Source organism: Dickeya parazeae Ech586 (genome assembly GCF_000025065.1).
GTDB classification, from domain to species: domain Bacteria; phylum Pseudomonadota; class Gammaproteobacteria; order Enterobacterales; family Enterobacteriaceae; genus Dickeya; species Dickeya zeae.
The window spans coordinates 4,242,817-4,263,128 of sequence record NC_013592.1 but is presented as its reverse complement, the minus strand read 5'-3'; the positions used below and the strand labels follow the sequence as shown (position 1 = coordinate 4,263,128).

Below are 20,312 nucleotides of genomic sequence, written 5' to 3'. Positions count from 1 at the left end.
GAATCATGGCAGCGAAAATCCGTCGTGATGACGAAGTTATCGTGCTGACCGGCAAAGATAAAGGTAAGCGCGGTAAAGTTAAGAACGTCCTGACTTCTGGTAAGGTCGTTGTTGAAGGTATCAACCTGGTTAAAAAACATCAGAAGCCGGTTCCGGCGCTGAATCAACCAGGCGGCATCGTTGAAAAAGAAGCTGCTATTCAGGTTTCTAACGTTGCAATCTTCAATGCGGCCACCGGCAAGGCGGATCGTGTAGGCTTTAGATTCGAAGACGGCAAAAAAGTCCGTTTCTTCAAATCTAACAGCGAAACTATCAAGTAATTTGGAGTAGTACGATGGCGAAACTGCATGATTACTACAAAGACGAAGTGGTTAGCAAACTGATGACTCAGTTCAGCTACAATTCTGTCATGCAAGTCCCTCGGGTCGAGAAGATCACCCTGAACATGGGTGTTGGTGAAGCGATCGCTGACAAGAAGCTGTTGGATAACGCCGCAGCTGATTTGACAGCTATCTCCGGTCAAAAACCGTTGATCACCAAAGCACGCAAATCTGTTGCAGGCTTCAAAATCCGCCAGGGCTATCCGATCGGCTGTAAAGTAACTCTGCGTGGCGAACGCATGTGGGAGTTCTTTGAGCGTCTGATTACCATTGCTGTACCGCGTATCCGCGACTTCCGCGGTCTGTCTTCGAAATCATTCGATGGACGTGGTAACTACAGCATGGGTGTGCGTGAGCAGATCATCTTCCCGGAAATCGACTATGACAAGGTCGATCGCGTTCGTGGTTTGGACATTACCATTACCACCACTGCGAAATCCGATGATGAAGGCCGTGCGCTGTTGGCCGCCTTTAACTTCCCGTTCCGCAAGTAAGGTAGGGTTACTAATGGCTAAGCAATCCATGAAAGCACGCGAAGTTAAACGCGTGAAATTAGCTGATAAATTCTTCGCCAAGCGCGTTGAGCTGAAAGCTATCATCTCCAATGTGAACTCATCCGACGAAGATCGTTGGGATGCTGTTCTCAAGCTGCAGACTCTGCCGCGTGATTCCAGCCCGTCCCGTCAGCGTAACCGCTGCCGCCAGACAGGTCGTCCGCACGCTTTCCTGCGGAAGTTCGGGTTGAGCCGTATCAAGGTCCGTGAAGCCGCCATGCGCGGTGAAATTCCGGGTCTGAAAAAGGCTAGCTGGTAATTGTCACCAATTGAATCACGGGAGTAAAGACAGATGAGCATGCAAGATCCGATCGCGGATATGCTGACCCGTATCCGTAACGGTCAGGCCGCGAACAAAGTTGCGGTCACCATGCCTTCCTCCAAGCTGAAAGTGGCAATTGCCAACGTGCTGAAGGAAGAAGGTTTTATTGAAGATTTTAAAGTTGAAGGCGACACCAAGCCTGAACTGGAACTGACTCTTAAGTATTTCCAGGGTAAGGCTGTTGTAGAAAGCATTCAGCGTATCAGCCGTCCTGGTCTGCGCATCTATAAACGCAAAGATGAGCTGCCGAAAGTTATGGCCGGTTTAGGTATCGCAGTTGTTTCTACCTCTAAAGGTGTGATGACTGATCGTGCAGCTCGCCAGGCTGGTCTTGGTGGCGAGATTATCTGCTACGTAGCTTAATCGGGAGGGAAGAATGTCTCGTGTTGCAAAAGCACCCGTCGTCATTCCTGCCGGCGTAGAGGTAAAACTCAACGGTCAGGATATTTCGATCAAGGGTAAAAACGGCGAGTTGGTTCGTGAGATCAATGCCGCTGTCGAAGTTAAACAAGCTGATAACGTGCTGACTTTCGCCCCGCGCGAAGGTTTTGCCGATGGCTGGGCTCAGGCCGGTACTACCCGCGCTCTGCTGAACAGCATGGTTATCGGTGTTACCGAAGGCTTCACCAAAAAGCTGCAATTGGTAGGTGTAGGTTATCGTGCAGCCGTGAAAGGTAATGTGGTGAATTTGGCCCTGGGCTTCTCTCACCCGATCGATCACGAACTGCCTGCAGGCATTACTGCTGAATGTCCGTCTCAGACTGAAATCGTACTGAAAGGTGCGGATAAACAGCTGATCGGTCAGGTAGCTGCTGACCTGCGTGCTTACCGTCGTCCTGAGCCTTACAAAGGCAAAGGTGTCCGTTACGCCGATGAAGTCGTGCGTACCAAAGAGGCTAAGAAGAAGTAAGGTAACACTATGGATAAGAAATCAGCTCGTATCCGTCGTGCAACCCGCGCACGTCGCAAAATCCGTGAATTGGGTGCGACTCGTCTGGTGGTACATCGTACCCCCCGGCATATTTATGCGCAGGTTATCGCACCGAACGGTTCTGAAGTCCTGGTAGCCGCTTCTACTGTAGAAAAAGCTATCGCTGAGCAACTGAAGTATACCGGTAACAAAGACGCGGCCGCAGCTGTTGGTAAAGCTGTTGCTGAACGCGCTCTGGAAAAAGGCATCAAGGGTGTGGCCTTTGACCGTTCCGGGTTCCAATATCATGGTCGAGTCCAGGCACTGGCAGATGCTGCCCGTGAAGCTGGCCTTCAGTTCTAAGGTAGAGGTGTAAGATGGCTCACATCGAAAAACAAGCTGGCGAACTGCAGGAAAAGCTGATCGCGGTAAATCGCGTATCTAAAACCGTTAAGGGTGGTCGTATTTTCTCCTTCACAGCACTGACTGTGGTAGGTGATGGTAACGGTCGCGTAGGTTTTGGTTACGGCAAAGCTCGCGAAGTTCCGGCAGCGATCCAGAAAGCGATGGAAAAAGCCCGTCGCAATATGATGAATGTCGCGCTGAACAACGGCACTCTGCAGCACCCGGTTAAAGGTGCACACACAGGTTCTCGTGTGTTCATGCAGCCAGCTTCCGAAGGTACCGGTATTATCGCCGGTGGTGCAATGCGCGCCGTTCTGGAAGTTGCAGGGGTTCACAACGTATTGGCTAAGGCCTATGGTTCCACAAACCCGATTAACGTGGTTCGTGCAACTATCGATGGCTTGGCTAACATGAAGTCCCCGGAAATGGTCGCTGCCAAGCGTGGTAAATCCGTTGAAGACATTCTGGGGTAATTGACCATGGCAAAGACTATTAAAATTACTCAAACCCGTAGTGCAATCGGTCGTCTGCCGAAACATAAGGCAACGCTGCTTGGCCTGGGTCTGCGTCGTATTGGTCACACCGTTGAGCGCGAGGATACTCCTGCTGTTCGCGGTATGGTCAACGCGGTTTCCTACATGGTTAAAGTGGAGGAGTAACAGATGCGTTTGAATACTCTGTCTCCGGCCGAAGGCTCTAAACACGCGCCGAAGCGCTTAGGTCGCGGTATTGGTTCCGGCCTCGGTAAGACTGGTGGTCGCGGCGTCAAAGGTCAGAACTCTCGTTCTGGCGGTGGCGTACGTCGTGGCTTCGAAGGCGGTCAGATGCCTTTGTATCGTCGTCTGCCGAAGTTCGGCTTCACTTCTCGCAAAGCGATGATTACAGCGGAAATCCGTCTGTCTGATCTGGCTCGTGTGGAAGGCGATGTTGTTGATCTGAATACGCTGAAAGCTGCTAACGTCATCGGCGTTCAGATTGAATTCGCGAAAGTGATTCTGTCTGGCGAAGTTGCACGTCCGGTAACGATTCGTGGTCTGCGCGTCACCAAAGGCGCTCGTGCTGCTATCGAAGCTGCTGGCGGCAAAATTGAGGAATAAGTAGCAGATGGCTAAACAACCAGGATTAGATTTTCAAAGTGCTAAAGGCGGAGTTGGCGAACTGAAACGCAGACTGTTGTTTGTTATCGGTGCGTTGATTGTTTTCCGTATTGGCTCTTTTATTCCCATTCCTGGTATTGATGCCACTGTGCTTGCCAAATTGCTCGAACAACAGCGTGGCACCATTATTGAAATGTTTAACATGTTCTCTGGTGGTGCTTTAAGCCGCGCTTCAATTTTCGCACTGGGAATTATGCCGTATATTTCGGCATCCATCATCATTCAGTTGTTGACGGTGGTTCATCCTGCATTGGCGGAAATTAAGAAGGAAGGGGAAGCTGGCCGACGTAAAATCAGCCAGTACACCCGCTACGGCACTCTGGTGTTGGGGATATTTCAGTCAATCGGTATTGCTACCGGTTTACCGAATATGCCTGGAATGCAAGGTCTGGTAATTAATCCAGGCTTTGCGTTTTATTTCACCGCTGTTGTCAGTCTGGTCACAGGGACTATGTTCCTGATGTGGCTGGGCGAGCAGATTACTGAACGCGGTATCGGTAACGGTATCTCAATCATAATCTTTGCAGGTATTGTTGCGGGTTTACCGCCGGCTATTGGCCATACCATCGAGCAAGCGCGGCAAGGCGATCTGCACTTCCTCCTGTTGCTGTTGGTTGCAGTGCTGGTATTCGCTGTAACGTTCTTTGTGGTGTTTATCGAGCGCGGTCAACGTCGTATCGTTGTTAACTACGCCAAACGCCAGCAAGGACGTCGCGTATATGCAGCACAGAGTACACATTTACCACTGAAGGTGAACATGGCAGGTGTTATTCCAGCTATCTTTGCTTCCAGTATTATTCTGTTCCCCGCGACTATAGCATCGTGGTTTGGGGGCGGTACCGGTTGGAACTGGCTGACGACTATTTCGCTGTATCTGCAGCCTGGACAACCGCTTTATGTGTTACTCTATGCATCTGCAATCATCTTCTTCTGTTTCTTCTATACCGCGTTGGTGTTTAACCCGCGTGAAACAGCAGATAACCTGAAGAAGTCCGGTGCATTCGTGCCAGGAATTCGTCCGGGAGAGCAAACGGCGAAGTATATTGATAAAGTAATGACCCGCCTGACGTTAGTTGGTGCGATGTATATTACCTTTATCTGCCTCATCCCGGAGTTCATGCGTGACGCAATGAAAGTGCCGTTCTATTTCGGTGGGACGTCATTACTGATCGTTGTTGTTGTGATCATGGATTTTATGGCTCAAGTGCAAACGCTGCTGATGTCAAGTCAGTACGAGTCTGCATTGAAGAAGGCGAACCTGAAAGGCTATAGCCGCTGATTAGGTTAGCTTGAGAAGTTACGGAGAGTAAAAATGAAAGTTCGTGCTTCCGTCAAGAAATTATGTCGTAACTGTAAGATTGTTAAGCGTAACGGCGTCGTTCGCGTTATCTGCAGTGCCGAACCGAAGCATAAACAGCGCCAAGGCTGATTATCTCGCATATTTTTCTTGCAAAGTTGGATTGAGCTGGCTAGATTAGCCAGCCAATCTTTTGTATGTAACTGCAATGTCATTTGAGTATCCTGAAAACGGGCTTTTCAGAATGGTATTGCTTTATAAAATTGTAGGAGTGCATAGTGGCCCGTATAGCAGGCATTAACATTCCTGATCATAAACATACCGTAATTGCATTAACTGCTATTTACGGCATTGGTAAAACCCGTTCCAAATCTATTTGTGCTGCAACGGGTATTGCTGAAGATGTTAAGATCAGTGAGCTGTCTGAAGAGCAAATCGATAAGCTGCGTGACGAAGTTGCCAAGTTTGTTGTAGAAGGCGACCTGCGTCGTGAAATCACCCTGAGCATCAAGCGCCTGATGGACCTTGGTACTTATCGTGGTTTGCGTCACCGTCGTGGTCTGCCGGTTCGCGGTCAGCGTACCAAGACTAACGCCCGTACCCGTAAGGGTCCGCGCAAACCGATCAAGAAATAATCGGGGTGATTGAATAATGGCAAAGGCACCTATTCGTGCACGTAAGCGTGTAAGAAAGCAAGTCTCTGACGGTGTGGCTCATATCCATGCTTCTTTCAACAACACCATCGTTACCATTACCGATCGTCAGGGTAATGCGTTGGGTTGGGCAACTGCCGGTGGTTCCGGTTTCCGTGGTTCTCGTAAATCCACTCCGTTCGCCGCTCAGGTAGCAGCAGAGCGCTGCGCTGAAGCTGTGAAAGAGTACGGTATCAAGAATCTGGAAGTTATGGTTAAAGGACCTGGTCCGGGCCGTGAGTCTACTATCCGCGCTCTGAACGCGGCTGGTTTCCGCATCACTAACATTACTGATGTGACTCCGATCCCTCATAACGGTTGTCGTCCGCCGAAAAAGCGTCGCGTGTAACGCCGCTTTTAGGATTGCTGGAGAAAGAAAATGGCAAGATATTTGGGTCCTAAGCTCAAGCTGAGCCGTCGTGAAGGCACCGACCTGTTTTTAAAGTCTGGTGTTCGTGCGATCGATTCCAAGTGTAAAATTGAACAAGCTCCTGGCCAGCACGGCGCACGTAAACCGCGTCTGTCTGACTATGGTGTACAGTTGCGTGAGAAGCAGAAAGTTCGCCGTATCTACGGTGTTCTGGAGCGTCAATTCCGTAACTACTACAAAGAAGCCGCTCGCCTGAAAGGCAATACAGGTGCCAACCTGTTGCAGTTGCTGGAAGGTCGTCTGGACAACGTTGTTTACCGTATGGGATTCGGTGCTACCCGCGCAGAAGCTCGTCAGCTGGTAAGTCACAAAGCTGTTCTGGTAAATGGTCGCGTTGTTAACATCGCTTCTTATCAGGTATCTCCGAATGACGTAGTCAGCATCCGCGAGAAAGCGAAAAAGCAGTCTCGTGTTAAGGCCGCTCTGGAGCTGGCTGAACAGCGTGAAAAGCCAACTTGGCTGGAAGTTGATGCTGCCAAGATGGAAGGTGTGTTCAAGCGTATTCCTGAACGTACCGATCTGTCTGCGGACATTAATGAACACCTGATCGTCGAGCTTTACTCCAAGTAAAGCTTAGTACCAAAGAGAGGACACAATGCAGGGTTCTGTGACAGAGTTTCTAAAACCGCGCCTGGTAGATATCGAGCAAGTTAGTTCGACGCACGCCAAGGTGACCCTTGAGCCGTTAGAGCGGGGCTTCGGCCATACTCTTGGTAACGCACTGCGCCGTATTCTGCTTTCATCCATGCCTGGTTGCGCGGTGACCGAGGTTGAGATTGATGGTGTACTGCACGAGTACAGCACCAAAGAAGGCGTACAGGAAGATATCCTGGAAATCCTGCTCAACCTGAAAGGGCTGGCGGTGAGAGTTCAAGGCAAAGATGAAGTTATTCTTACCCTGAATAAATCTGGCATTGGCCCTGTGACTGCAGCCGACATCACCCATGATGGTGATGTCGAAATCGTCAAGCCACAGCATGTGATCTGCCATCTGACCGATGAGAATGCATCTATCAATATGCGTATCAAAGTTCAGCGTGGCCGTGGTTATGTGCCGGCGTCTGCCCGTATTCATACGGAAGAAGATGAGCGCCCGATCGGTCGTCTGTTAGTCGACGCTTGCTACAGCCCTGTTGAGCGTATCGCTTACAATGTTGAAGCAGCGCGTGTTGAACAGCGTACTGACCTGGACAAGCTGGTTATCGAAATGGAAACCAATGGTACGATCGATCCTGAAGAGGCGATCCGCCGTGCGGCAACCATTCTGGCTGAACAATTGGAAGCTTTCGTTGACTTACGTGATGTACGTCAGCCGGAAGTGAAAGAAGAGAAACCAGAATTCGATCCGATCCTGCTGCGCCCTGTTGACGATCTTGAATTGACTGTCCGCTCTGCTAACTGCCTTAAGGCAGAAGCTATCCACTACATCGGTGATCTGGTACAGCGTACCGAGGTTGAATTGCTTAAAACGCCTAACCTGGGTAAAAAATCTCTTACTGAGATCAAAGACGTGCTGGCTTCTCGTGGTCTGTCACTGGGCATGCGCCTGGAAAACTGGCCACCGGCAAGCATTGCTGATGAGTAACCGGATCACAGGTTAAGGTTTTACTGAGAAGGATAAGGTCATGCGCCATCGTAAGAGTGGTCGTCAACTGAACCGTAACAGCAGCCATCGCCAGGCTATGTTCCGTAACATGGCTGGTTCTTTGGTTCGTCATGAGATTATCAAGACGACCCTGCCGAAAGCGAAAGAGCTGCGTCGTGTTGTTGAACCGCTGATTACTCTTGCCAAGACCGACAGCGTTGCTAATCGTCGTCTGGCATTTGCCCGCACTCGTGATAACGAGATCGTGGCTAAACTGTTTAACGAACTGGGCCCGCGTTTCGCGAGCCGTGCTGGTGGTTACACTCGTATTCTGAAGTGTGGCTTCCGTGCTGGTGACAATGCGCCGATGGCATACATCGAGCTCGTTGATCGCGCAGTTTCTCAGACAGAAGAAGTTGCTGCTGCAGAGTAATTTGCACTAGCGTAAAAAAGCCGGGGAAACCCGGTTTTTTTACGTCCTTATTTTAGTCCTCCCCGCCGCTGTTCGAGTGCTTTTCAATCCACTATCATATGAACAAAATCTCGAGTGTGAGGTTGTGTTATGTTTCCTATTGATGAATGGGCTGAGCGCCATATACTCGAAGCACAAAAGCGCGGAGAATTGGATCATTTATCGGGAAGCGGTAAGCCGCTTCAATTGGATGATAATAGCGCCGTCCCTAGTGAGTTGCGCAGCGCATACCACTTGATGAAAAATTCGGGTTTTTTACCACCGGAGTTATCAGCTCGTAAGGATGCGTTGACGCTGGCAGATTTACTGCTCACTGCTGACCCTGCATCAAAAGAGTATGTTGAGTTATCCCGGCAGCTCAGAGCGCTTGAATTGCGTTTACAGCTTTCAGGCGTCAACACGGATTTTTTAAAAATGCCTTATCGGCATCAACTGATGAGCCGGTTTGAGAAGGGTTTCCACCCTGATAAAGACGACTGACCTGTCGTTATAATACGGTGTTCTTGCCAATGTTATGTCTATCAAATGAGGTAATTTATGTCGAACTATCGCCACACTAAAGGTCGAATAACTGATAATGCACTCGAAGCATTACTACATGACCCCTTGTTTCGCCAACGTGTCGAGCAAAATACCAAAGGCAAAGGAAGTTATCGGCGCAAAGAGAAACATCAGAAAGCACAGAGTAAAAATTGGGAGGTCAGTGGTAAGAGAAATAACACTTTTACCACTGGCCTTCTGATTTGCTGTTTCAGTTGTTAAGGTCAGTTATGAATTTTTAGACTGGCTATCAATCTGCTGTTTGAGCAGATCTCTTATTTCTGTCAGGAGTTTTTCTTCTGCGGTAACTTTCGGCGGGGTACTCGGTTGTTCCTGCTGAGTGCGGCGTAATTTGTTCATCAGTTTAATGGCCATAAAAATGGCAAAGGCTACGATAACAAAATCAAAAATATTCTGAATGAATGTGCCGTAGTTGATGCTGACGGCAGCAAGGTTGCCCTGCGTTTCTCGTAACACCCAATGGAACTGCTTGAAATCGACACCACCTATCAGTAACCCCAATGGCGGCATAATAATGTCCGACACCAGCGACGATACGATTTTCCCGAATGCAGCACCAATAATGACCCCTACAGCCAGGTCAACAACATTGCCGCGCATGGCGAATTCACGAAACTCTTTTATCAGGCTCATTGCATTATCTCCTGTTAAACCTTTTTCAATTCTAATAAGTGATAAAGAAATTACCAAAACGGCATATGGCATAGGGCGCGGGTTAACACGCCCTGAGGAAAGGTGGTCAGAGGAAGAATGGGCTAGGTTGGAATAAACGCTCAACGTCAGAGATATATTTTTTATCAGTCAGAAACATGATGACGTGATCACCCTGCTCAATCTGCAAATTATTATTAGCAATGATCACATCGTCGCCACGGACAATGGCACCAATAATTGTTCCAGGCGGGAGTTTGATATCAGCAATCATGCGACCGACTACTTTCGATGTCCCCTCATCGCCATGCGCAATGGCCTCAATGGCTTCCGCCACTCCACGTCGTAGTGATGAAACACTGACGATATCCGCTTTGCGGACATGCCCCAACAGAGCAGAAATCGTTGCCTGTTGCGGTGAGATCGCCACATCAATGACACTTCCCTGAACCAGGTCGACGTAGGCTCGACGTTGGATCAAGACCATTGCTTTCTTCGCCCCCATTCGCTTAGCTAACATCGCTGACATGATATTGGCTTCATCATCATTGGTGATGGCGATAAATACGTCGATTTGCTCGACATGTTCCTGAGCCAGTAATTCCTGGTCAGAGGCATCACCATGGAAAACAATGGTATTTTGTAAACGTTCAGCCAGTTCCGCAGCCCGAAGCGCATCGCGTTCTATCAGTTTAACGCTATAGTCTTTCTCCAGTTTACGAGCAAGGCCAGCCCCTACATTTCCCCCACCAACAATCATGATGCGTTTATAGGGCTTCTCAAGACGCTGCATTTCACTCATGACGGCCCGAATATGTTGTGAAGCAGCAATGAAGAATACTTCATCTCCCGCTTCAATAACGGTTGAGCCTTGTGGGCGAATAGGGCGGTCATGTCGAAAAATTGCGGCAACCCGGGTTTCAATGTGCGGCATATGATCGCGCATTGTCGCGATGGCATTCCCTACCAGAGGCCCGCCATAATATGCGTTTACCGCAGCAATACTGACTTTTCCCTCGGCGAAATTGACGACCTGCAATGCCCCCGGATACTCGATTAATTTGTAGATATTATCGATGACCAGCTGTTCCGGCGAAATAAGATGGTCGATAGGGACTGCTTCAGACTGAAATAGCTGCTCTGACTCGCGGATATACTCTGATGCACGGATTCTGGCGATACGGTTAGGGGTATTAAACAGCGAATAAGCGACCTGACAGGCGATCATGTTGGTTTCATCAGAGTTGGTTACGGCGATCAACATATCCGCATCTTCTGCTCCAGCTTCGCGCAACACGCGTGGATGAGAGGCATAACCTGTGACCACGCGCAGATCGAATTTGTCCTGAAGCTGGCGTAGCCGAGTGGTATTGGTATCCACAACCGTAATATCGTTATTTTCACCTGACAAATTTTCCGCCAGCGTTCCGCCAACCTGACCTGCACCAAGAATAATTATCTTCATCGTCATTTCTGCCGTGTCTGTTCCCGTTGGGGGACCTGTGGACTATTGCCCGCTTTTTACCAGCTTCGCATAAAAGAAACCATCGCCATCTTCCGCCGCAGGCAACATTTGTATCCCTGGTGAGGCCGGGGTTCCGGTATCGACCAGCATCGCGTCGGCGTGTCGCTGCAGGAAATCTGCTATTTGTTGGCAATTCTCTTCCGGTAATACTGAACAAGTGGCATAAACCAGCGTGCCACCGTTTTTCAGTCGCGGCCAGATAGCTTCCAGAATTGTGTTTTGTAGCGATGCCAGTTCGGCGATATCACTATCCCGACGTAACCATTTGATATCTGGATGGCGGCGAATGACACCTGTAGCAGAGCAGGGCGCATCAAGTAAAATGCGGTCAAAACACTTATCGCCGCACCATTGTGTAGGTGTTCTGCCATCGCCACACTTGACTTCGGCGTGCAGATTAAGCCGCTGCAAATTTTCTCTGACCCGTTTCAAACGTTGTTCATCAACATCAACGGCCAGTACGCGGGCATGAGGTGCTGCTTCAAGTATATGTGTTGTTTTGCCACCGGGTGCAGCACAGAGATCGAGAATATCTTCGTGGTCCTGTGGTGATAGCCAGTGGATGCAGCCCTGTGCAGAAGCATCTTGCACGGTCACAAAACCTTTTTCAAAGCCCGGCAATACATTGACAGCACAAGGCGTGCTCAGTCTGATGGCATCTGGATAGTGTGCGTGAGGATGAGCCTCAATCCCTTTTTCCTGTAATAATGCCAGATAGGCTTCACGGGTATGATGGCGGCGATTGACCCTTAACCACATCGGAGGATGTTGATTGTTGGCGTCGATAATCTGTTCCCACTGGCCAGGGTAGGCTTTTTTCAGTCGTTGTAGCAGCCAGTCGGGGTGCGAATAACGTGCTGGGTTGTTCTGTAACCGCTGCTGCAGAGCTTCCTGTTCGCGCTGAAACTGGCGTAATACGCCATTAATCAGCCCTTTTAATTGCGGGCGTTTCAGGGCTACTGCGCCATTCACCGTTTCTGCCAGAGCGGCGTGAGGGGGAATGCGAGTATGGATGAGCTGGTAGAGGCCAACCATTAACAGATAATGGAGAACTTTCTGTTTGCCAGTAAGTGGTTTTGCCATCAGTTGACGAAGATACCAGTCCAACTGCGGTAATACGCGCAGTACACCAAAGCAGATCTCTTGCAGCAGGCCGCGATCTCTTTCACTGATGTCACGTTGGAGCGCAGGCAGTAATTGACTAAGTGATTGCCCTTGTTCTACAACCTGTAAAAGGGTGGTGGCGGCAATACTGCGAAGATTGTATGTGCTTTTCATCGGCTCAGAAGAATAGGGGAATAATGATGGTACCGACAAGTCTGTCGGCACCGTAGTATCAGGCTAATAGTATCAGCTTAAGGCATCAGGCTAATGTGTTGCCTGGGATGAACCATTCACGACGCGAGTTCAGCAAGTCCTGTGCCGACATGGCTTTTTTGCCCGATGGCTGAAGAATTTGAATATTTAATATGCCGTTAGCGGTGGCGACACTGATGCCTTCTTTATCGGCTGCAAGCACAGTTCCTGGCTGTTGTTGATGCTGCGTGTCTAGCGCTTTCGCTTTCCAGACTTTCACTGGCTGTTCCTCAACCAGAAAATAGCTGACAGGCCAGGGATTGAAAGCCCGAATACAACGTTCCAGTTGCTCTGCGGACAATTGCCAGTTTAACCGTGCTTCTTCTTTGCTTAGCTTTTCTGCGTAGGTTGCCAGGCTGTCATCCTGCACTTGTGCTGTGACCTGAGATGAAGACAAGTGCGCCAGTGTCTCCAGCAACCCTTGTGGGCCCAGCTTCGCTAGTTTGTCATAGAGTGAGGCGCTGGTGTCATCCGGCAAAATAGGACATTCGATTTTATGAAGCATGGCGCCAGTATCTAATCCGGCATCCATTTGCATGATCGTGATTCCAGTCAGGCTGTCACCAGCCCAAAGCGCACGTTGTATCGGTGCGGCCCCACGCCAGCGTGGCAATAGCGACCCATGAACGTTGATGCATCCCAACCGGGGCATATCCAGAACCGCTTGTGGCAGGATAAGGCCATAGGCAACCACGACCATCACGTCAGCGTTTAGTCCTGCCACGATTTGCTGGTTTTCGCTGGGGCGTAATGACTTGGGTTGGAATACCGGGATGCCATGCTGCTCGGCCAACACCTTGACCGGGCTGGGGGTCAGTTTATTACCGCGCCCTGCCGGGCGGTCAGGCTGGGTAAAGACACCGACAACCTCATGCTCCGAGGATAACAGCGCAGCAAGGTGCTGCGCGGCGAAATCGGGTGTTCCTGCGAAAATAATGCGTAGTGACACGTAGTTTCCTGTCTGGATATAGGTTTACGATATTGTTTTATGCCTTGCTGTTTTGCCGGGCTAATTTCTCCAACTTTTGGCGAATACGCTGGCGCTTCAGCGGCGACAGATAGTCGACAAACAGCTTACCAACCAAATGATCCATTTCATGTTGGATACAAATTGCCAGTAATCCATCAGCATCAAGTTCAAAAGGTTTTCCTTCACGGTCTAGCGCACGCACTTTGACGTGCTCAGCCCGAGGAACCAATGCACGGGTTTCTGGAATCGACAAGCAACCCTCTTCTATTCCGGTGTCGCCGGATTTTTCCAGCAGTTCCGGGTTGATCAGCACCAGTCGTTGATCCCGTTCTTCGGAGACATCGATAACAATGATGCGCTGATGGATATCAACTTGTGTTGCGGCAAGGCCAATACCTTCTTCCTCGTACATGGTGTCGAACATATCGTCCACGATACGCTGAATTTCTGCATTAACTTCTTTTACCGGCTTTGCCTGAGTGCGAAGCCGCTCATCGGGAAAATGTAATACTTGCAAGACTGACATATAGGTTTAGATCTGTATTCAGGTGGTTAGAATGCTCCAGTCTTTATTGTAGACATTTCCGGGGGTGATTGACAGCATCACGGCCACAGTAGAGCAGGGTGTGGAGTGGGGTATGATGGATACGGAAATCTGGTTGCGTCTGGCGTCGGTTAAGGGGCTTGGCGCCAAACGCTGTGCGCTAGTGTTCAGCCAATTGCAGGCCGAGAATTCGTATTCGGTCGAACATCTGAAAGGGTTAGGTTTGACGCAAAATCAGACCGAGCAATTTTTCGGCCTGAGCGACTTGGATATACAGAATACCATCGGCTGGTTGGAAAAGCCGACCCATCACCTGGTAACATTTGGCAGCGACGATTATCCTCCTCTGCTCAGTAACATTGCTTCTCCCCCGGCATGCTTGTATGTCATTGGAGAGCCAAACCTCCTGTCATCTCCGCAAATCGCGGTGGTGGGTAGCCGTAACAATAGTGCTTATGGCGAACAGTGGGGACATTTCTTTAGCGAACAACTCAGCCAGAATCGTTTGACAGTAACCAGTGGGCTGGCCGTCGGTATTGATGGAATTGCCCATCGTGCCGCGTTACAGGCAGAAGGGAAAACCCTTGCCGTCTTAGGCAGTGGATTACGTCGACTTTACCCCCGCCGACATGTGGCGTTAGCGGATGCCATCGTGGCGCAGGGCGGTGCTCTGGTGTCGGAGTTCCCGCTAAATACACCGCCGCTGCCGGTAAACTTTCCTCGCCGTAATCGCATCATCAGTGGATTAAGTCTGGGGGTTCTGGTCGTAGAGGCGTCACTGCGTAGTGGATCGCTGGTGACGGCGCGTTATGCATTGGAACAGAATCGTGAAGTATTTGCCCTGCCCGGTCCGATTGGCAATCCGATGACGGAGGGTAACCATTGGCTGATACAACAAGGAGCAAGCCTGGTTACCCAGCCTCAGGACATTTTTGAACAACTCCATAATGGGCTGCGTTGGTTTGCCGATATTCCCAATGAGGGCGTTCCGGAAATTATTTGTGCGACGGAAGGCGAACTGGAATTGCCATTTGCTGATGTGTTGGCTACCGTAGGAGATGAGGTTACACCTGTTGACGTTGTCGCTGAACGTGCCGGCCAACCTGTGCCAGAGGTGGTGAGTAAGTTACTGGATCTGGAGTTAGCAGGGTGGATCGCAGCTGTACCCGGCGGCTATGTCCGTATAAGGAGGGCAGGCCATGTTCGACGTACTCATGTACTTGTTTGAAACTTACATCCACAATGAAACTGAAATGCGTGTCGATCAAGATACGTTGACTGATGACCTCACCCGCGCGGGATTTGATCGTGATGATATCTACAGCGCGTTGGACTGGCTGGAAAAACTGGCTGACCTGCAGGAAGGGCAAACCCCGCCTTTGGCATTGGCCAGTGATCCTCTGGCGTTACGCATCTACACGGCTGAAGAAGAACAGCGTTTAGATGCGGATTGCCGTGGTTTTCTGCTGTTTCTTGAGCAGATTAAAGTCCTTAATCTGGAAACCCGAGAAATGGTTATCGATCGGGTCATGGCACTTGAGACACAGGATTTTGACCTTGAGGATTTAAAATGGGTCATTTTGATGGTGTTGTTCAATGTGCCTGGTTGTGAAAATGCTTATCAGCAAATGGAAGATTTACTCTTTGAGGCGAATGAAGGGTATTTGCAGTAGTCGGGATTTAGAGTAAATCATGAACAAAGCCGTTATTGCTGAAAAGCATCAACAGGTGTGTCCTGAATGTGGGGCTGTGCTGATTATCCGTTCTGGGCAGCACGGCCCGTTTCTTGGCTGTTCAAATTATCCTGAATGTCGTTATATCCGGCCGCTTAAAGCCAATGCTGATGGGCATGTGGTGAAAGTGCTGGATGGTCAATCTTGCCCTCGCTGTCAGTCGACTCTGGTGTTACGTCAAGGGCGCTATGGCATGTTCATTGGCTGTAGCAATTATCCTGAATGTGATCATACAGAAGCGATTGATCGCCCGGATGAAACGGCCTTGATATGTCCCCAATGCCATGAAGGCCGATTGCTTCAGCGGAAATCTCGTTATGGCAAGACGTTTTACGCTTGTGAGCGTTACCCTTCTTGTCAATTTTCGCTGAATTATAAGCCACTCGCAGGGGAGTGTGAGTATTGTCATTATCCTTTATTACTAGAGAAGAAAACCGCGCACGGAGTAAGACGCTTTTGTGCCAGTAAATTATGTGGAAAGCCGGTAGAAGAACGTCATAGTGATGAGTAACGTAAATTCTAAAGATTTGACACTGCTGTTACAGCAATTGCGGGAAGAGCGTGTGATCGCCTACCCAACCGAGGCTGTATTTGGACTTGGATGTGACCCTGACAGTGAAGTGGCAGTAGAGCGCTTGCTGGCGTTGAAGCAACGTCCGCGTGAAAAAGGTCTGATTCTGATTGCAGCGAATTTTCAGCAACTGGCATCTTATATTGAGCTCTCTGCCTTGTCTGATATGCAACGTCAGACGATTTTCGCTACCTGGCCTGGCCCGGTGACTTGGGTGATTCCAGCCAGAGCGGAAACACCGGACTGGTTGACTGGACGTTTTAATTCGCTGGCGGTGCGTGTGAGTGATCACCCGCTGGTGGCGCAACTGTGTCTGGCATTTGGCAAGCCGCTGGTTTCCACCAGTGCTAACTTGAGTGGTCAGCCGCCCTGTCGTACCGTCAGAGAAGTGACAGCGCAGTTTGGCGAGAGCTTTCCTGTTCTTAATGGGGAAGTTGGCGGTCGCCTGAATCCGTCTGAAATTCGTGATGCTTTGACAGGTGAAATGCTGCGTCAAGGGTAGTAACTACTGGAGAATAAGGTGCCCGCGAGTCAATCTTTTGCTGTTTTTGGTCATCCTATCGCGCATAGCAAATCGCCGCGTATTCATGCGTTGTTTGCAGAGCAAACCGGGATTTCGCTGACATACGAGCGTATCCTCGCCCCATTGGATGGCTTTGAAGATAGTCTGAAAGCATTTTTCCAGCATGGCGCATGTGGCGCGAATGTGACGGCCCCATTCAAGGAGCGCGCATGTGCTGCGATGGACGAGTTGAGTGAACGAGCCCGTTCTGCTGGTGCTGTTAACACGGTTCAAAAAAAAGGTGATGGTTCGCTGTATGGTGATAATACGGATGGTATCGGCCTGTTGAGTGATTTGCAGCAGCATGGATTTATCCAACCGCGTAATCGGGTATTGCTCGTGGGGGCTGGGGGCGCAGCACGTGGCGTTATTCAACCCTTGCTTGCACATGGATGCGAGGTAATCATTGTTAACCGTACGTTTGCCAGAGCAGAAGCACTGGCTGAACACTTCAGCGGCTATGGTCAGGTAAAGGCGTTGCCGCTAGAAACAATGGATAGCCAATGCGTTGATGTGATTATTAATGCCACCTCATCAGGTATAGCGGGTGAGGTGCCTGATTTACCAGCTTCTCTGATATCTCCTGATGTGTGTTGTTATGACATGTTTTATCAGTCGGAACCGACGCCTTTTTTGACATGGTGCATTCAGCAAGGGGCGCAACGTTATATTGACGGTATGGGGATGCTGGTCTGGCAGGCGGCACATGCGTTCAATTTGTGGCATGGCGTCATGCCGGACGTTGTGCCTGTGATCCGTAAAATGAAGCAGGAACTGGGAGCATGAATCAGGCGATTCAGTTCCCAGAACGGGAGCGGTGGAGTGATCTCGATGAGGCGATCATTTTTCCGGTGCTGGTGGGTGGGTTCCAGCGTGAGTGCATCATTAGACGAGATGTTTTGCTTGCTCGCTATGGTGACGTACCGCCGGAACAGTGGCTGTCACTGTTCCGCGAACATCGTTGGGATTGGGAAGATGAGTTTGAGCGCTTGATCCGTAATGATGAACATGATGAAAAGGGCGCTTTCTGTTTGGGAAATAAATCCATTAATTAATGAAAAGCGCCTATGTCTTCTTTACTGATATGACTCGTTTAGGTATTCGTCTTTCCAGCGCACATAGTTGTTGGCTGAATAGTGTAAACCTTCCAGCTCTTGCTCGGTGAGTGGGCGGATCTTTTTAGCTGGACTACCCAGATAAAGGTAGCCAGTTTCCAGCGTCTTCCCGGGGGAAATCAGACTACCCGCTCCAATAATGACGTCATTCTCAACCGTAGCGCCATCAAGAAGGATTGAACCCATACCTACCAGGACACGATTGCCGATGGTACAGCCATGCAGCATAACCTTGTGCCCGACAGTGACATCTTCACCGATGATGAGTGGATTTCCATGTTCGTTCTTTTCTGAACGATGGGTGACGTGTAAAACACTGCCATCCTGAATATTGGTACGAGCACCAATCTGGATGAAGTTAACATCCCCCCTGATGACGACGAGTGGCCAGATGCTCACATCATCTGCCAGTGTGACCTCCCCGATCACAACACTGGAAGGATCCACCATGACATTTTTACCGATAACAGGGCGCGTTCCTTTAAACGGGCGTAATGTCTCGGACATGTGCCGTATTCTCCTAACGTTAGTGTAATGGATCCCAGATCTTTGATTGATCCGGCGTTATTGCTCAGAAAATAGCGTTGCCTGCACAATAACTCAACGTAAGGGTGGAAAAATGCGCAAACGGAAAAAAAGACTGAAAAAGTGGTTGTGTAACCCGTTCGGATCCCTATAATGCGACCCCACTGACACGGCAACAGCGGCAACGCAGCGCGGTGTCAGGAAGCGGAAACGAAAATAATCGTTGACACTTCATGAGGAAAGCGTAGTATACGCCACCTCGCGACAGCAGGCTCAGGCCGGTCGCACTGCTCTTTAACAATCAATCAGACAATCTGTGTGGGCACTCGCAGGACGCTTCACTAAAAAATTAGTGAAAGTCTTGAAGAGTGACAACAGTTAATTCATTACGAATAAACAGTAAATTCTTTGAGCACCGTTTTCTTCGGAAAACACATCAAACTTTAAATTGAAGAGTTTGATCATGGCTCAGATTGAACGCTGGCGGCAGGCCTAACACATGCAAGTCGGGCGGTAGCACAAGGGAGCTTGCTCCCTGGGTGACGAGCGGCGGACGGGTGAGTAATGTCTGGGAAACTGCCTGATGGAGGGGGATAACTACTGGAAACGGTAGCTAATACCGCATAACGTCGCAAGACCAAAGAGGGGGACCTTCGGGCCTCTTGCCATCGGATGTGCCCAGATGGGATTAGCTAGTAGGTGAGGTAAAGGCTCACCTAGGCGACGATCCCTAGCTGGTCTGAGAGGATGACCAGCCACACTGGAACTGAGACACGGTCCAGACTCCTACGGGAGGCAGCAGTGGGGAATATTGCACAATGGGCGCAAGCCTGATGCAGCCATGCCGCGTGTGTGAAGAAGGCCTTCGGGTTGTAAAGCACTTTCAGCGGGGAGGAAGGGAGCAGGGTTAATAACCCTGTTCATTGACGTTACCCGCAGAAGAAGCACCGGCTAACTCCGTGCCAGCAGCCGCGGTAATACGGAGGGTGCAAGCGTTAATCGGAATGACTGGGCGTAAAGCGCACGCAGGCGGTCTGTTAAGTTGGATGTGAAATCCCCGGGCTTAACCTGGGAACTGCATTCAAAACTGACAGGCTAGAGTCTCGTAGAGGGGGGTAGAATTCCAGGTGTAGCGGTGAAATGCGTAGAGATCTGGAGGAATACCGGTGGCGAAGGCGGCCCCCTGGACGAAGACTGACGCTCAGGTGCGAAAGCGTGGGGAGCAAACAGGATTAGATACCCTGGTAGTCCACGCTGTAAACGATGTCGATTTGGAGGTTGTGGTCTTGAACCGTGGCTTCCGGAGCTAACGCGTTAAATCGACCGCCTGGGGAGTACGGCCGCAAGGTTAAAACTCAAATGAATTGACGGGGGCCCGCACAAGCGGTGGAGCATGTGGTTTAATTCGATGCAACGCGAAGAACCTTACCTACTCTTGACATCCAGAGAAGCCTGCAGAGATGCGGGTGTGCCTTCGGGAGCTCTGAGACAGGTGCTGCATGGCTGTCGTCAGCTCGTGTTGTGAAATGTTGGGTTAAGTCCCGCAACGAGCGCAACCCTTATCCTTTGTTGCCAGCACGTAATGGTGGGAACTCAAGGGAGACTGCCGGTGATAAACCGGAGGAAGGTGGGGATGACGTCAAGTCATCATGGCCCTTACGAGTAGGGCTACACACGTGCTACAATGGCGTATACAAAGAGAAGCGACCTCGCGAGAGCAAGCGGACCTCATAAAGTACGTCGTAGTCCGGATTGGAGTCTGCAACTCGACTCCATGAAGTCGGAATCGCTAGTAATCGTAGATCAGAATGCTACGGTGAATACGTTCCCGGGCCTTGTACACACCGCCCGTCACACCATGGGAGTGGGTTGCAAAAGAAGTAGGTAGCTTAACCTTCGGGAGGGCGCTTACCACTTTGTGATTCATGACTGGGGTGAAGTCGTAACAAGGTAACCGTAGGGGAACCTGCGGTTGGATCACCTCCTTACCGAGTA

General features: G+C 50.1%; 30 protein-coding genes and 1 rRNA gene. 25 read left to right on the top strand and 6 right to left on the bottom strand.

Translation table 11 applies throughout. The features are described 5' to 3' along the window. Window positions 1–5: 5 nt before the first annotated feature. The 18 genes from rplX to DD586_RS21585 all read left to right on the top strand — a co-directional run bounded on the left by rplX (window position 6) and on the right by DD586_RS21585 (window position 8,966). On the top strand, window positions 6–320 hold the full coding sequence (rplX, locus tag DD586_RS18540) for a 50S ribosomal protein L24 (RefSeq protein WP_012768109.1): 315 nt from the start codon (window positions 6–8) through the stop codon (window positions 318–320). Window positions 321–334: 14 nt separating this feature from the next. Continuing rightward, entirely contained in the window at window positions 335–874 is a 540-nt protein-coding gene (gene rplE, locus DD586_RS18535) for a 50S ribosomal protein L5 (protein ID WP_012768110.1), read from the top strand. A 13-nt stretch (window positions 875–887) separates the two neighbouring features. Further along, a complete protein-coding gene (gene rpsN / locus DD586_RS18530; RefSeq protein ID WP_012768111.1) occupies window positions 888–1,193 on the top strand; it encodes a 30S ribosomal protein S14 in 306 nt (101 codons plus the stop codon). 33 nt (window positions 1,194–1,226) lie between these two features. Continuing rightward, on the top strand, window positions 1,227–1,619 hold the full coding sequence (gene rpsH, locus DD586_RS18525) for a 30S ribosomal protein S8 (RefSeq protein ID WP_012768112.1): 393 nt from the start codon (window positions 1,227–1,229) through the stop codon (window positions 1,617–1,619). Window positions 1,620–1,632: 13 nt separating this feature from the next. Next, complete coding sequence (gene rplF, locus DD586_RS18520; protein ID WP_012886342.1) at window positions 1,633–2,166, top strand: 50S ribosomal protein L6; 534 nt, start codon at window positions 1,633–1,635, stop codon at window positions 2,164–2,166. 9 nt (window positions 2,167–2,175) lie between these two features. Next, window positions 2,176–2,529 carry a 50S ribosomal protein L18 gene (gene rplR, locus DD586_RS18515; protein WP_012768114.1) on the top strand — a complete coding sequence of 118 codons (354 nt, stop codon included), beginning with the start codon at window positions 2,176–2,178 and terminating at the stop codon, window positions 2,527–2,529. Between the two features lie 14 nt (window positions 2,530–2,543). Further along, on the top strand, window positions 2,544–3,044 hold the full coding sequence (gene rpsE / locus DD586_RS18510; RefSeq protein WP_012768115.1) for a 30S ribosomal protein S5: 501 nt from the start codon (window positions 2,544–2,546) through the stop codon (window positions 3,042–3,044). A 6-nt stretch (window positions 3,045–3,050) separates the two neighbouring features. After that, on the top strand, window positions 3,051–3,230 hold the full coding sequence (gene rpmD / locus DD586_RS18505; protein WP_004846568.1) for a 50S ribosomal protein L30: 180 nt from the start codon (window positions 3,051–3,053) through the stop codon (window positions 3,228–3,230). 3 nt (window positions 3,231–3,233) lie between these two features. Then, entirely contained in the window at window positions 3,234–3,668 is a 435-nt protein-coding gene (rplO, locus tag DD586_RS18500) for a 50S ribosomal protein L15 (RefSeq protein ID WP_012886341.1), read from the top strand. A 7-nt stretch (window positions 3,669–3,675) separates the two neighbouring features. Then, window positions 3,676–5,007, top strand: a complete 1,332-nt coding sequence (secY, locus tag DD586_RS18495; protein WP_012886340.1) for a preprotein translocase subunit SecY — start codon at window positions 3,676–3,678, stop codon at window positions 5,005–5,007. 33 nt (window positions 5,008–5,040) lie between these two features. Next, window positions 5,041–5,157, top strand: a complete 117-nt coding sequence (gene rpmJ / locus DD586_RS21590; protein WP_002227352.1) for a 50S ribosomal protein L36 — start codon at window positions 5,041–5,043, stop codon at window positions 5,155–5,157. A gap of 146 nt (window positions 5,158–5,303) precedes the next feature. Then, window positions 5,304–5,660, top strand: coding sequence for a 30S ribosomal protein S13 (gene rpsM / locus DD586_RS18490; protein ID WP_012768119.1), 357 nt, complete (start codon window positions 5,304–5,306; stop codon window positions 5,658–5,660). Between the two features lie 16 nt (window positions 5,661–5,676). Further along, window positions 5,677–6,066, top strand: a complete 390-nt coding sequence (gene rpsK / locus DD586_RS18485) for a 30S ribosomal protein S11 (RefSeq protein WP_002919257.1) — start codon at window positions 5,677–5,679, stop codon at window positions 6,064–6,066. Between the two features lie 30 nt (window positions 6,067–6,096). After that, entirely contained in the window at window positions 6,097–6,717 is a 621-nt protein-coding gene (gene rpsD / locus DD586_RS18480) for a 30S ribosomal protein S4 (protein WP_012886338.1), read from the top strand. A 25-nt stretch (window positions 6,718–6,742) separates the two neighbouring features. Continuing rightward, window positions 6,743–7,732 (top strand): DNA-directed RNA polymerase subunit alpha, encoded by a 990-nt coding sequence (locus DD586_RS18475; protein WP_012768121.1) that lies wholly within the window; start codon window positions 6,743–6,745, stop codon window positions 7,730–7,732. A 40-nt stretch (window positions 7,733–7,772) separates the two neighbouring features. Further along, a complete protein-coding gene (rplQ, locus tag DD586_RS18470; protein WP_012768122.1) occupies window positions 7,773–8,165 on the top strand; it encodes a 50S ribosomal protein L17 in 393 nt (130 codons plus the stop codon). 129 nt (window positions 8,166–8,294) lie between these two features. After that, window positions 8,295–8,684 carry a DnaJ family domain-containing protein gene (locus DD586_RS18465; protein ID WP_012886337.1) on the top strand — a complete coding sequence of 130 codons (390 nt, stop codon included), beginning with the start codon at window positions 8,295–8,297 and terminating at the stop codon, window positions 8,682–8,684. A 57-nt stretch (window positions 8,685–8,741) separates the two neighbouring features. Further along, complete coding sequence (locus tag DD586_RS21585) at window positions 8,742–8,966, top strand: alternative ribosome-rescue factor A (RefSeq protein WP_012886336.1); 225 nt, start codon at window positions 8,742–8,744, stop codon at window positions 8,964–8,966. Window positions 8,967–8,972: 6 nt separating this feature from the next. Here the strand turns inward: DD586_RS21585 and mscL are convergent, their stop codons facing one another. The 5 genes from mscL to def all read right to left on the bottom strand — a co-directional run bounded on the left by mscL (window position 8,973) and on the right by def (window position 13,793). Beyond that, complete coding sequence (gene mscL / locus DD586_RS18460; protein WP_012886335.1) at window positions 8,973–9,398, bottom strand: large-conductance mechanosensitive channel protein MscL; 426 nt, start codon at window positions 9,396–9,398, stop codon at window positions 8,973–8,975. A 106-nt stretch (window positions 9,399–9,504) separates the two neighbouring features. Continuing rightward, window positions 9,505–10,881, bottom strand: coding sequence for a Trk system potassium transporter TrkA (gene trkA / locus DD586_RS18455; protein WP_019845206.1), 1,377 nt, complete (start codon window positions 10,879–10,881; stop codon window positions 9,505–9,507). 42 nt (window positions 10,882–10,923) lie between these two features. Beyond that, window positions 10,924–12,219: a 16S rRNA (cytosine(967)-C(5))-methyltransferase RsmB gene (gene rsmB / locus DD586_RS18450; protein WP_012886333.1), complete on the bottom strand. Its 1,296-nt coding sequence runs from the start codon at window positions 12,217–12,219 to the stop codon at window positions 10,924–10,926. 85 nt (window positions 12,220–12,304) lie between these two features. Further along, entirely contained in the window at window positions 12,305–13,246 is a 942-nt protein-coding gene (fmt, locus tag DD586_RS18445) for a methionyl-tRNA formyltransferase (protein ID WP_012886332.1), read from the bottom strand. 37 nt (window positions 13,247–13,283) lie between these two features. After that, window positions 13,284–13,793 carry a peptide deformylase gene (gene def / locus DD586_RS18440; RefSeq protein ID WP_012886331.1) on the bottom strand — a complete coding sequence of 170 codons (510 nt, stop codon included), beginning with the start codon at window positions 13,791–13,793 and terminating at the stop codon, window positions 13,284–13,286. A gap of 112 nt (window positions 13,794–13,905) precedes the next feature. On the opposite strand from def, the gene dprA reads away from it, so the two are divergent. Genes dprA through DD586_RS18410 form a run of 6 tightly spaced genes read left to right on the top strand, consistent with a single transcriptional unit; the run spans window position 13,906 to window position 17,732 of the window. Next, on the top strand, window positions 13,906–15,039 hold the full coding sequence (dprA, locus tag DD586_RS18435) for a DNA-protecting protein DprA (protein WP_012886330.1): 1,134 nt from the start codon (window positions 13,906–13,908) through the stop codon (window positions 15,037–15,039). Continuing rightward, entirely contained in the window at window positions 15,011–15,484 is a 474-nt protein-coding gene (locus DD586_RS18430) for a DUF494 family protein (protein ID WP_012886329.1), read from the top strand. Before dprA ends, DD586_RS18430 begins: the two co-directional genes overlap by 29 nt. A gap of 19 nt (window positions 15,485–15,503) precedes the next feature. Beyond that, entirely contained in the window at window positions 15,504–16,055 is a 552-nt protein-coding gene (locus DD586_RS21580; protein ID WP_012886328.1) for a DNA topoisomerase family protein, read from the top strand. After that, window positions 16,048–16,617, top strand: a complete 570-nt coding sequence (gene tsaC, locus DD586_RS18420) for an L-threonylcarbamoyladenylate synthase type 1 TsaC (protein ID WP_012886327.1) — start codon at window positions 16,048–16,050, stop codon at window positions 16,615–16,617. Before DD586_RS21580 ends, tsaC begins: the two co-directional genes overlap by 8 nt. 18 nt (window positions 16,618–16,635) lie before the next feature. Continuing rightward, entirely contained in the window at window positions 16,636–17,463 is an 828-nt protein-coding gene (aroE, locus tag DD586_RS18415; protein ID WP_012886326.1) for a shikimate dehydrogenase, read from the top strand. Beyond that, the gene (locus DD586_RS18410) at window positions 17,460–17,732 is read left to right on the top strand and encodes a DUF1488 family protein (protein ID WP_012886325.1); all 273 of its coding nucleotides are present in this window, start codon (window positions 17,460–17,462) and stop codon (window positions 17,730–17,732) included. The genes aroE and DD586_RS18410 overlap by 4 nt, the downstream gene beginning before the upstream one ends. A 21-nt stretch (window positions 17,733–17,753) precedes the next feature. Here DD586_RS18410 and DD586_RS18405 read toward each other — a convergent pair whose 3' ends face one another. Then, window positions 17,754–18,299, bottom strand: a complete 546-nt coding sequence (locus tag DD586_RS18405) for a gamma carbonic anhydrase family protein (RefSeq protein ID WP_012886324.1) — start codon at window positions 18,297–18,299, stop codon at window positions 17,754–17,756. A gap of 463 nt (window positions 18,300–18,762) precedes the next feature. Between DD586_RS18405 and DD586_RS18400 the strand changes: the two genes are divergently transcribed. Continuing rightward, window positions 18,763–20,305 (top strand): 16S ribosomal RNA (locus DD586_RS18400). Window positions 20,306–20,312 lie beyond the last annotated feature (7 nt).

Coding starts and splice junctions, on each gene's coding strand:
- DD586_RS18430 (WP_012886329.1), top strand. CDS start 15,011: ATGTTCGACGTACTCATGTACTTGTTTGAAACTTACATCCACAATGAA.
- DD586_RS21580 (WP_012886328.1), top strand. CDS start 15,504: ATGAACAAAGCCGTTATTGCTGAAAAGCATCAACAGGTGTGTCCTGAA.
- rplQ (WP_012768122.1), top strand. CDS start 7,773: ATGCGCCATCGTAAGAGTGGTCGTCAACTGAACCGTAACAGCAGCCAT.
- mscL (WP_012886335.1), bottom strand. CDS start 9,398: ATGAGCCTGATAAAAGAGTTTCGTGAATTCGCCATGCGCGGCAATGTT.
- rpsD (WP_012886338.1), top strand. CDS start 6,097: ATGGCAAGATATTTGGGTCCTAAGCTCAAGCTGAGCCGTCGTGAAGGC.
- rplF (WP_012886342.1), top strand. CDS start 1,633: ATGTCTCGTGTTGCAAAAGCACCCGTCGTCATTCCTGCCGGCGTAGAG.
- rpsE (WP_012768115.1), top strand. CDS start 2,544: ATGGCTCACATCGAAAAACAAGCTGGCGAACTGCAGGAAAAGCTGATC.
- DD586_RS18410 (WP_012886325.1), top strand. CDS start 17,460: ATGAATCAGGCGATTCAGTTCCCAGAACGGGAGCGGTGGAGTGATCTC.
- DD586_RS18475 (WP_012768121.1), top strand. CDS start 6,743: ATGCAGGGTTCTGTGACAGAGTTTCTAAAACCGCGCCTGGTAGATATC.
- rpmD (WP_004846568.1), top strand. CDS start 3,051: ATGGCAAAGACTATTAAAATTACTCAAACCCGTAGTGCAATCGGTCGT.
- rplR (WP_012768114.1), top strand. CDS start 2,176: ATGGATAAGAAATCAGCTCGTATCCGTCGTGCAACCCGCGCACGTCGC.
- rpsK (WP_002919257.1), top strand. CDS start 5,677: ATGGCAAAGGCACCTATTCGTGCACGTAAGCGTGTAAGAAAGCAAGTC.
- rpmJ (WP_002227352.1), top strand. CDS start 5,041: ATGAAAGTTCGTGCTTCCGTCAAGAAATTATGTCGTAACTGTAAGATT.
- tsaC (WP_012886327.1), top strand. CDS start 16,048: ATGAGTAACGTAAATTCTAAAGATTTGACACTGCTGTTACAGCAATTG.
- rplX (WP_012768109.1), top strand. CDS start 6: ATGGCAGCGAAAATCCGTCGTGATGACGAAGTTATCGTGCTGACCGGC.
- rplE (WP_012768110.1), top strand. CDS start 335: ATGGCGAAACTGCATGATTACTACAAAGACGAAGTGGTTAGCAAACTG.
- DD586_RS18405 (WP_012886324.1), bottom strand. CDS start 18,299: ATGTCCGAGACATTACGCCCGTTTAAAGGAACGCGCCCTGTTATCGGT.
- trkA (WP_019845206.1), bottom strand. CDS start 10,881: ATGAAGATAATTATTCTTGGTGCAGGTCAGGTTGGCGGAACGCTGGCG.
- rpsN (WP_012768111.1), top strand. CDS start 888: ATGGCTAAGCAATCCATGAAAGCACGCGAAGTTAAACGCGTGAAATTA.
- rsmB (WP_012886333.1), bottom strand. CDS start 12,219: ATGAAAAGCACATACAATCTTCGCAGTATTGCCGCCACCACCCTTTTA.
- dprA (WP_012886330.1), top strand. CDS start 13,906: ATGATGGATACGGAAATCTGGTTGCGTCTGGCGTCGGTTAAGGGGCTT.
- rpsH (WP_012768112.1), top strand. CDS start 1,227: ATGAGCATGCAAGATCCGATCGCGGATATGCTGACCCGTATCCGTAAC.
- DD586_RS21585 (WP_012886336.1), top strand. CDS start 8,742: ATGTCGAACTATCGCCACACTAAAGGTCGAATAACTGATAATGCACTC.
- def (WP_012886331.1), bottom strand. CDS start 13,793: ATGTCAGTCTTGCAAGTATTACATTTTCCCGATGAGCGGCTTCGCACT.
- DD586_RS18465 (WP_012886337.1), top strand. CDS start 8,295: ATGTTTCCTATTGATGAATGGGCTGAGCGCCATATACTCGAAGCACAA.
- secY (WP_012886340.1), top strand. CDS start 3,676: ATGGCTAAACAACCAGGATTAGATTTTCAAAGTGCTAAAGGCGGAGTT.
- rplO (WP_012886341.1), top strand. CDS start 3,234: ATGCGTTTGAATACTCTGTCTCCGGCCGAAGGCTCTAAACACGCGCCG.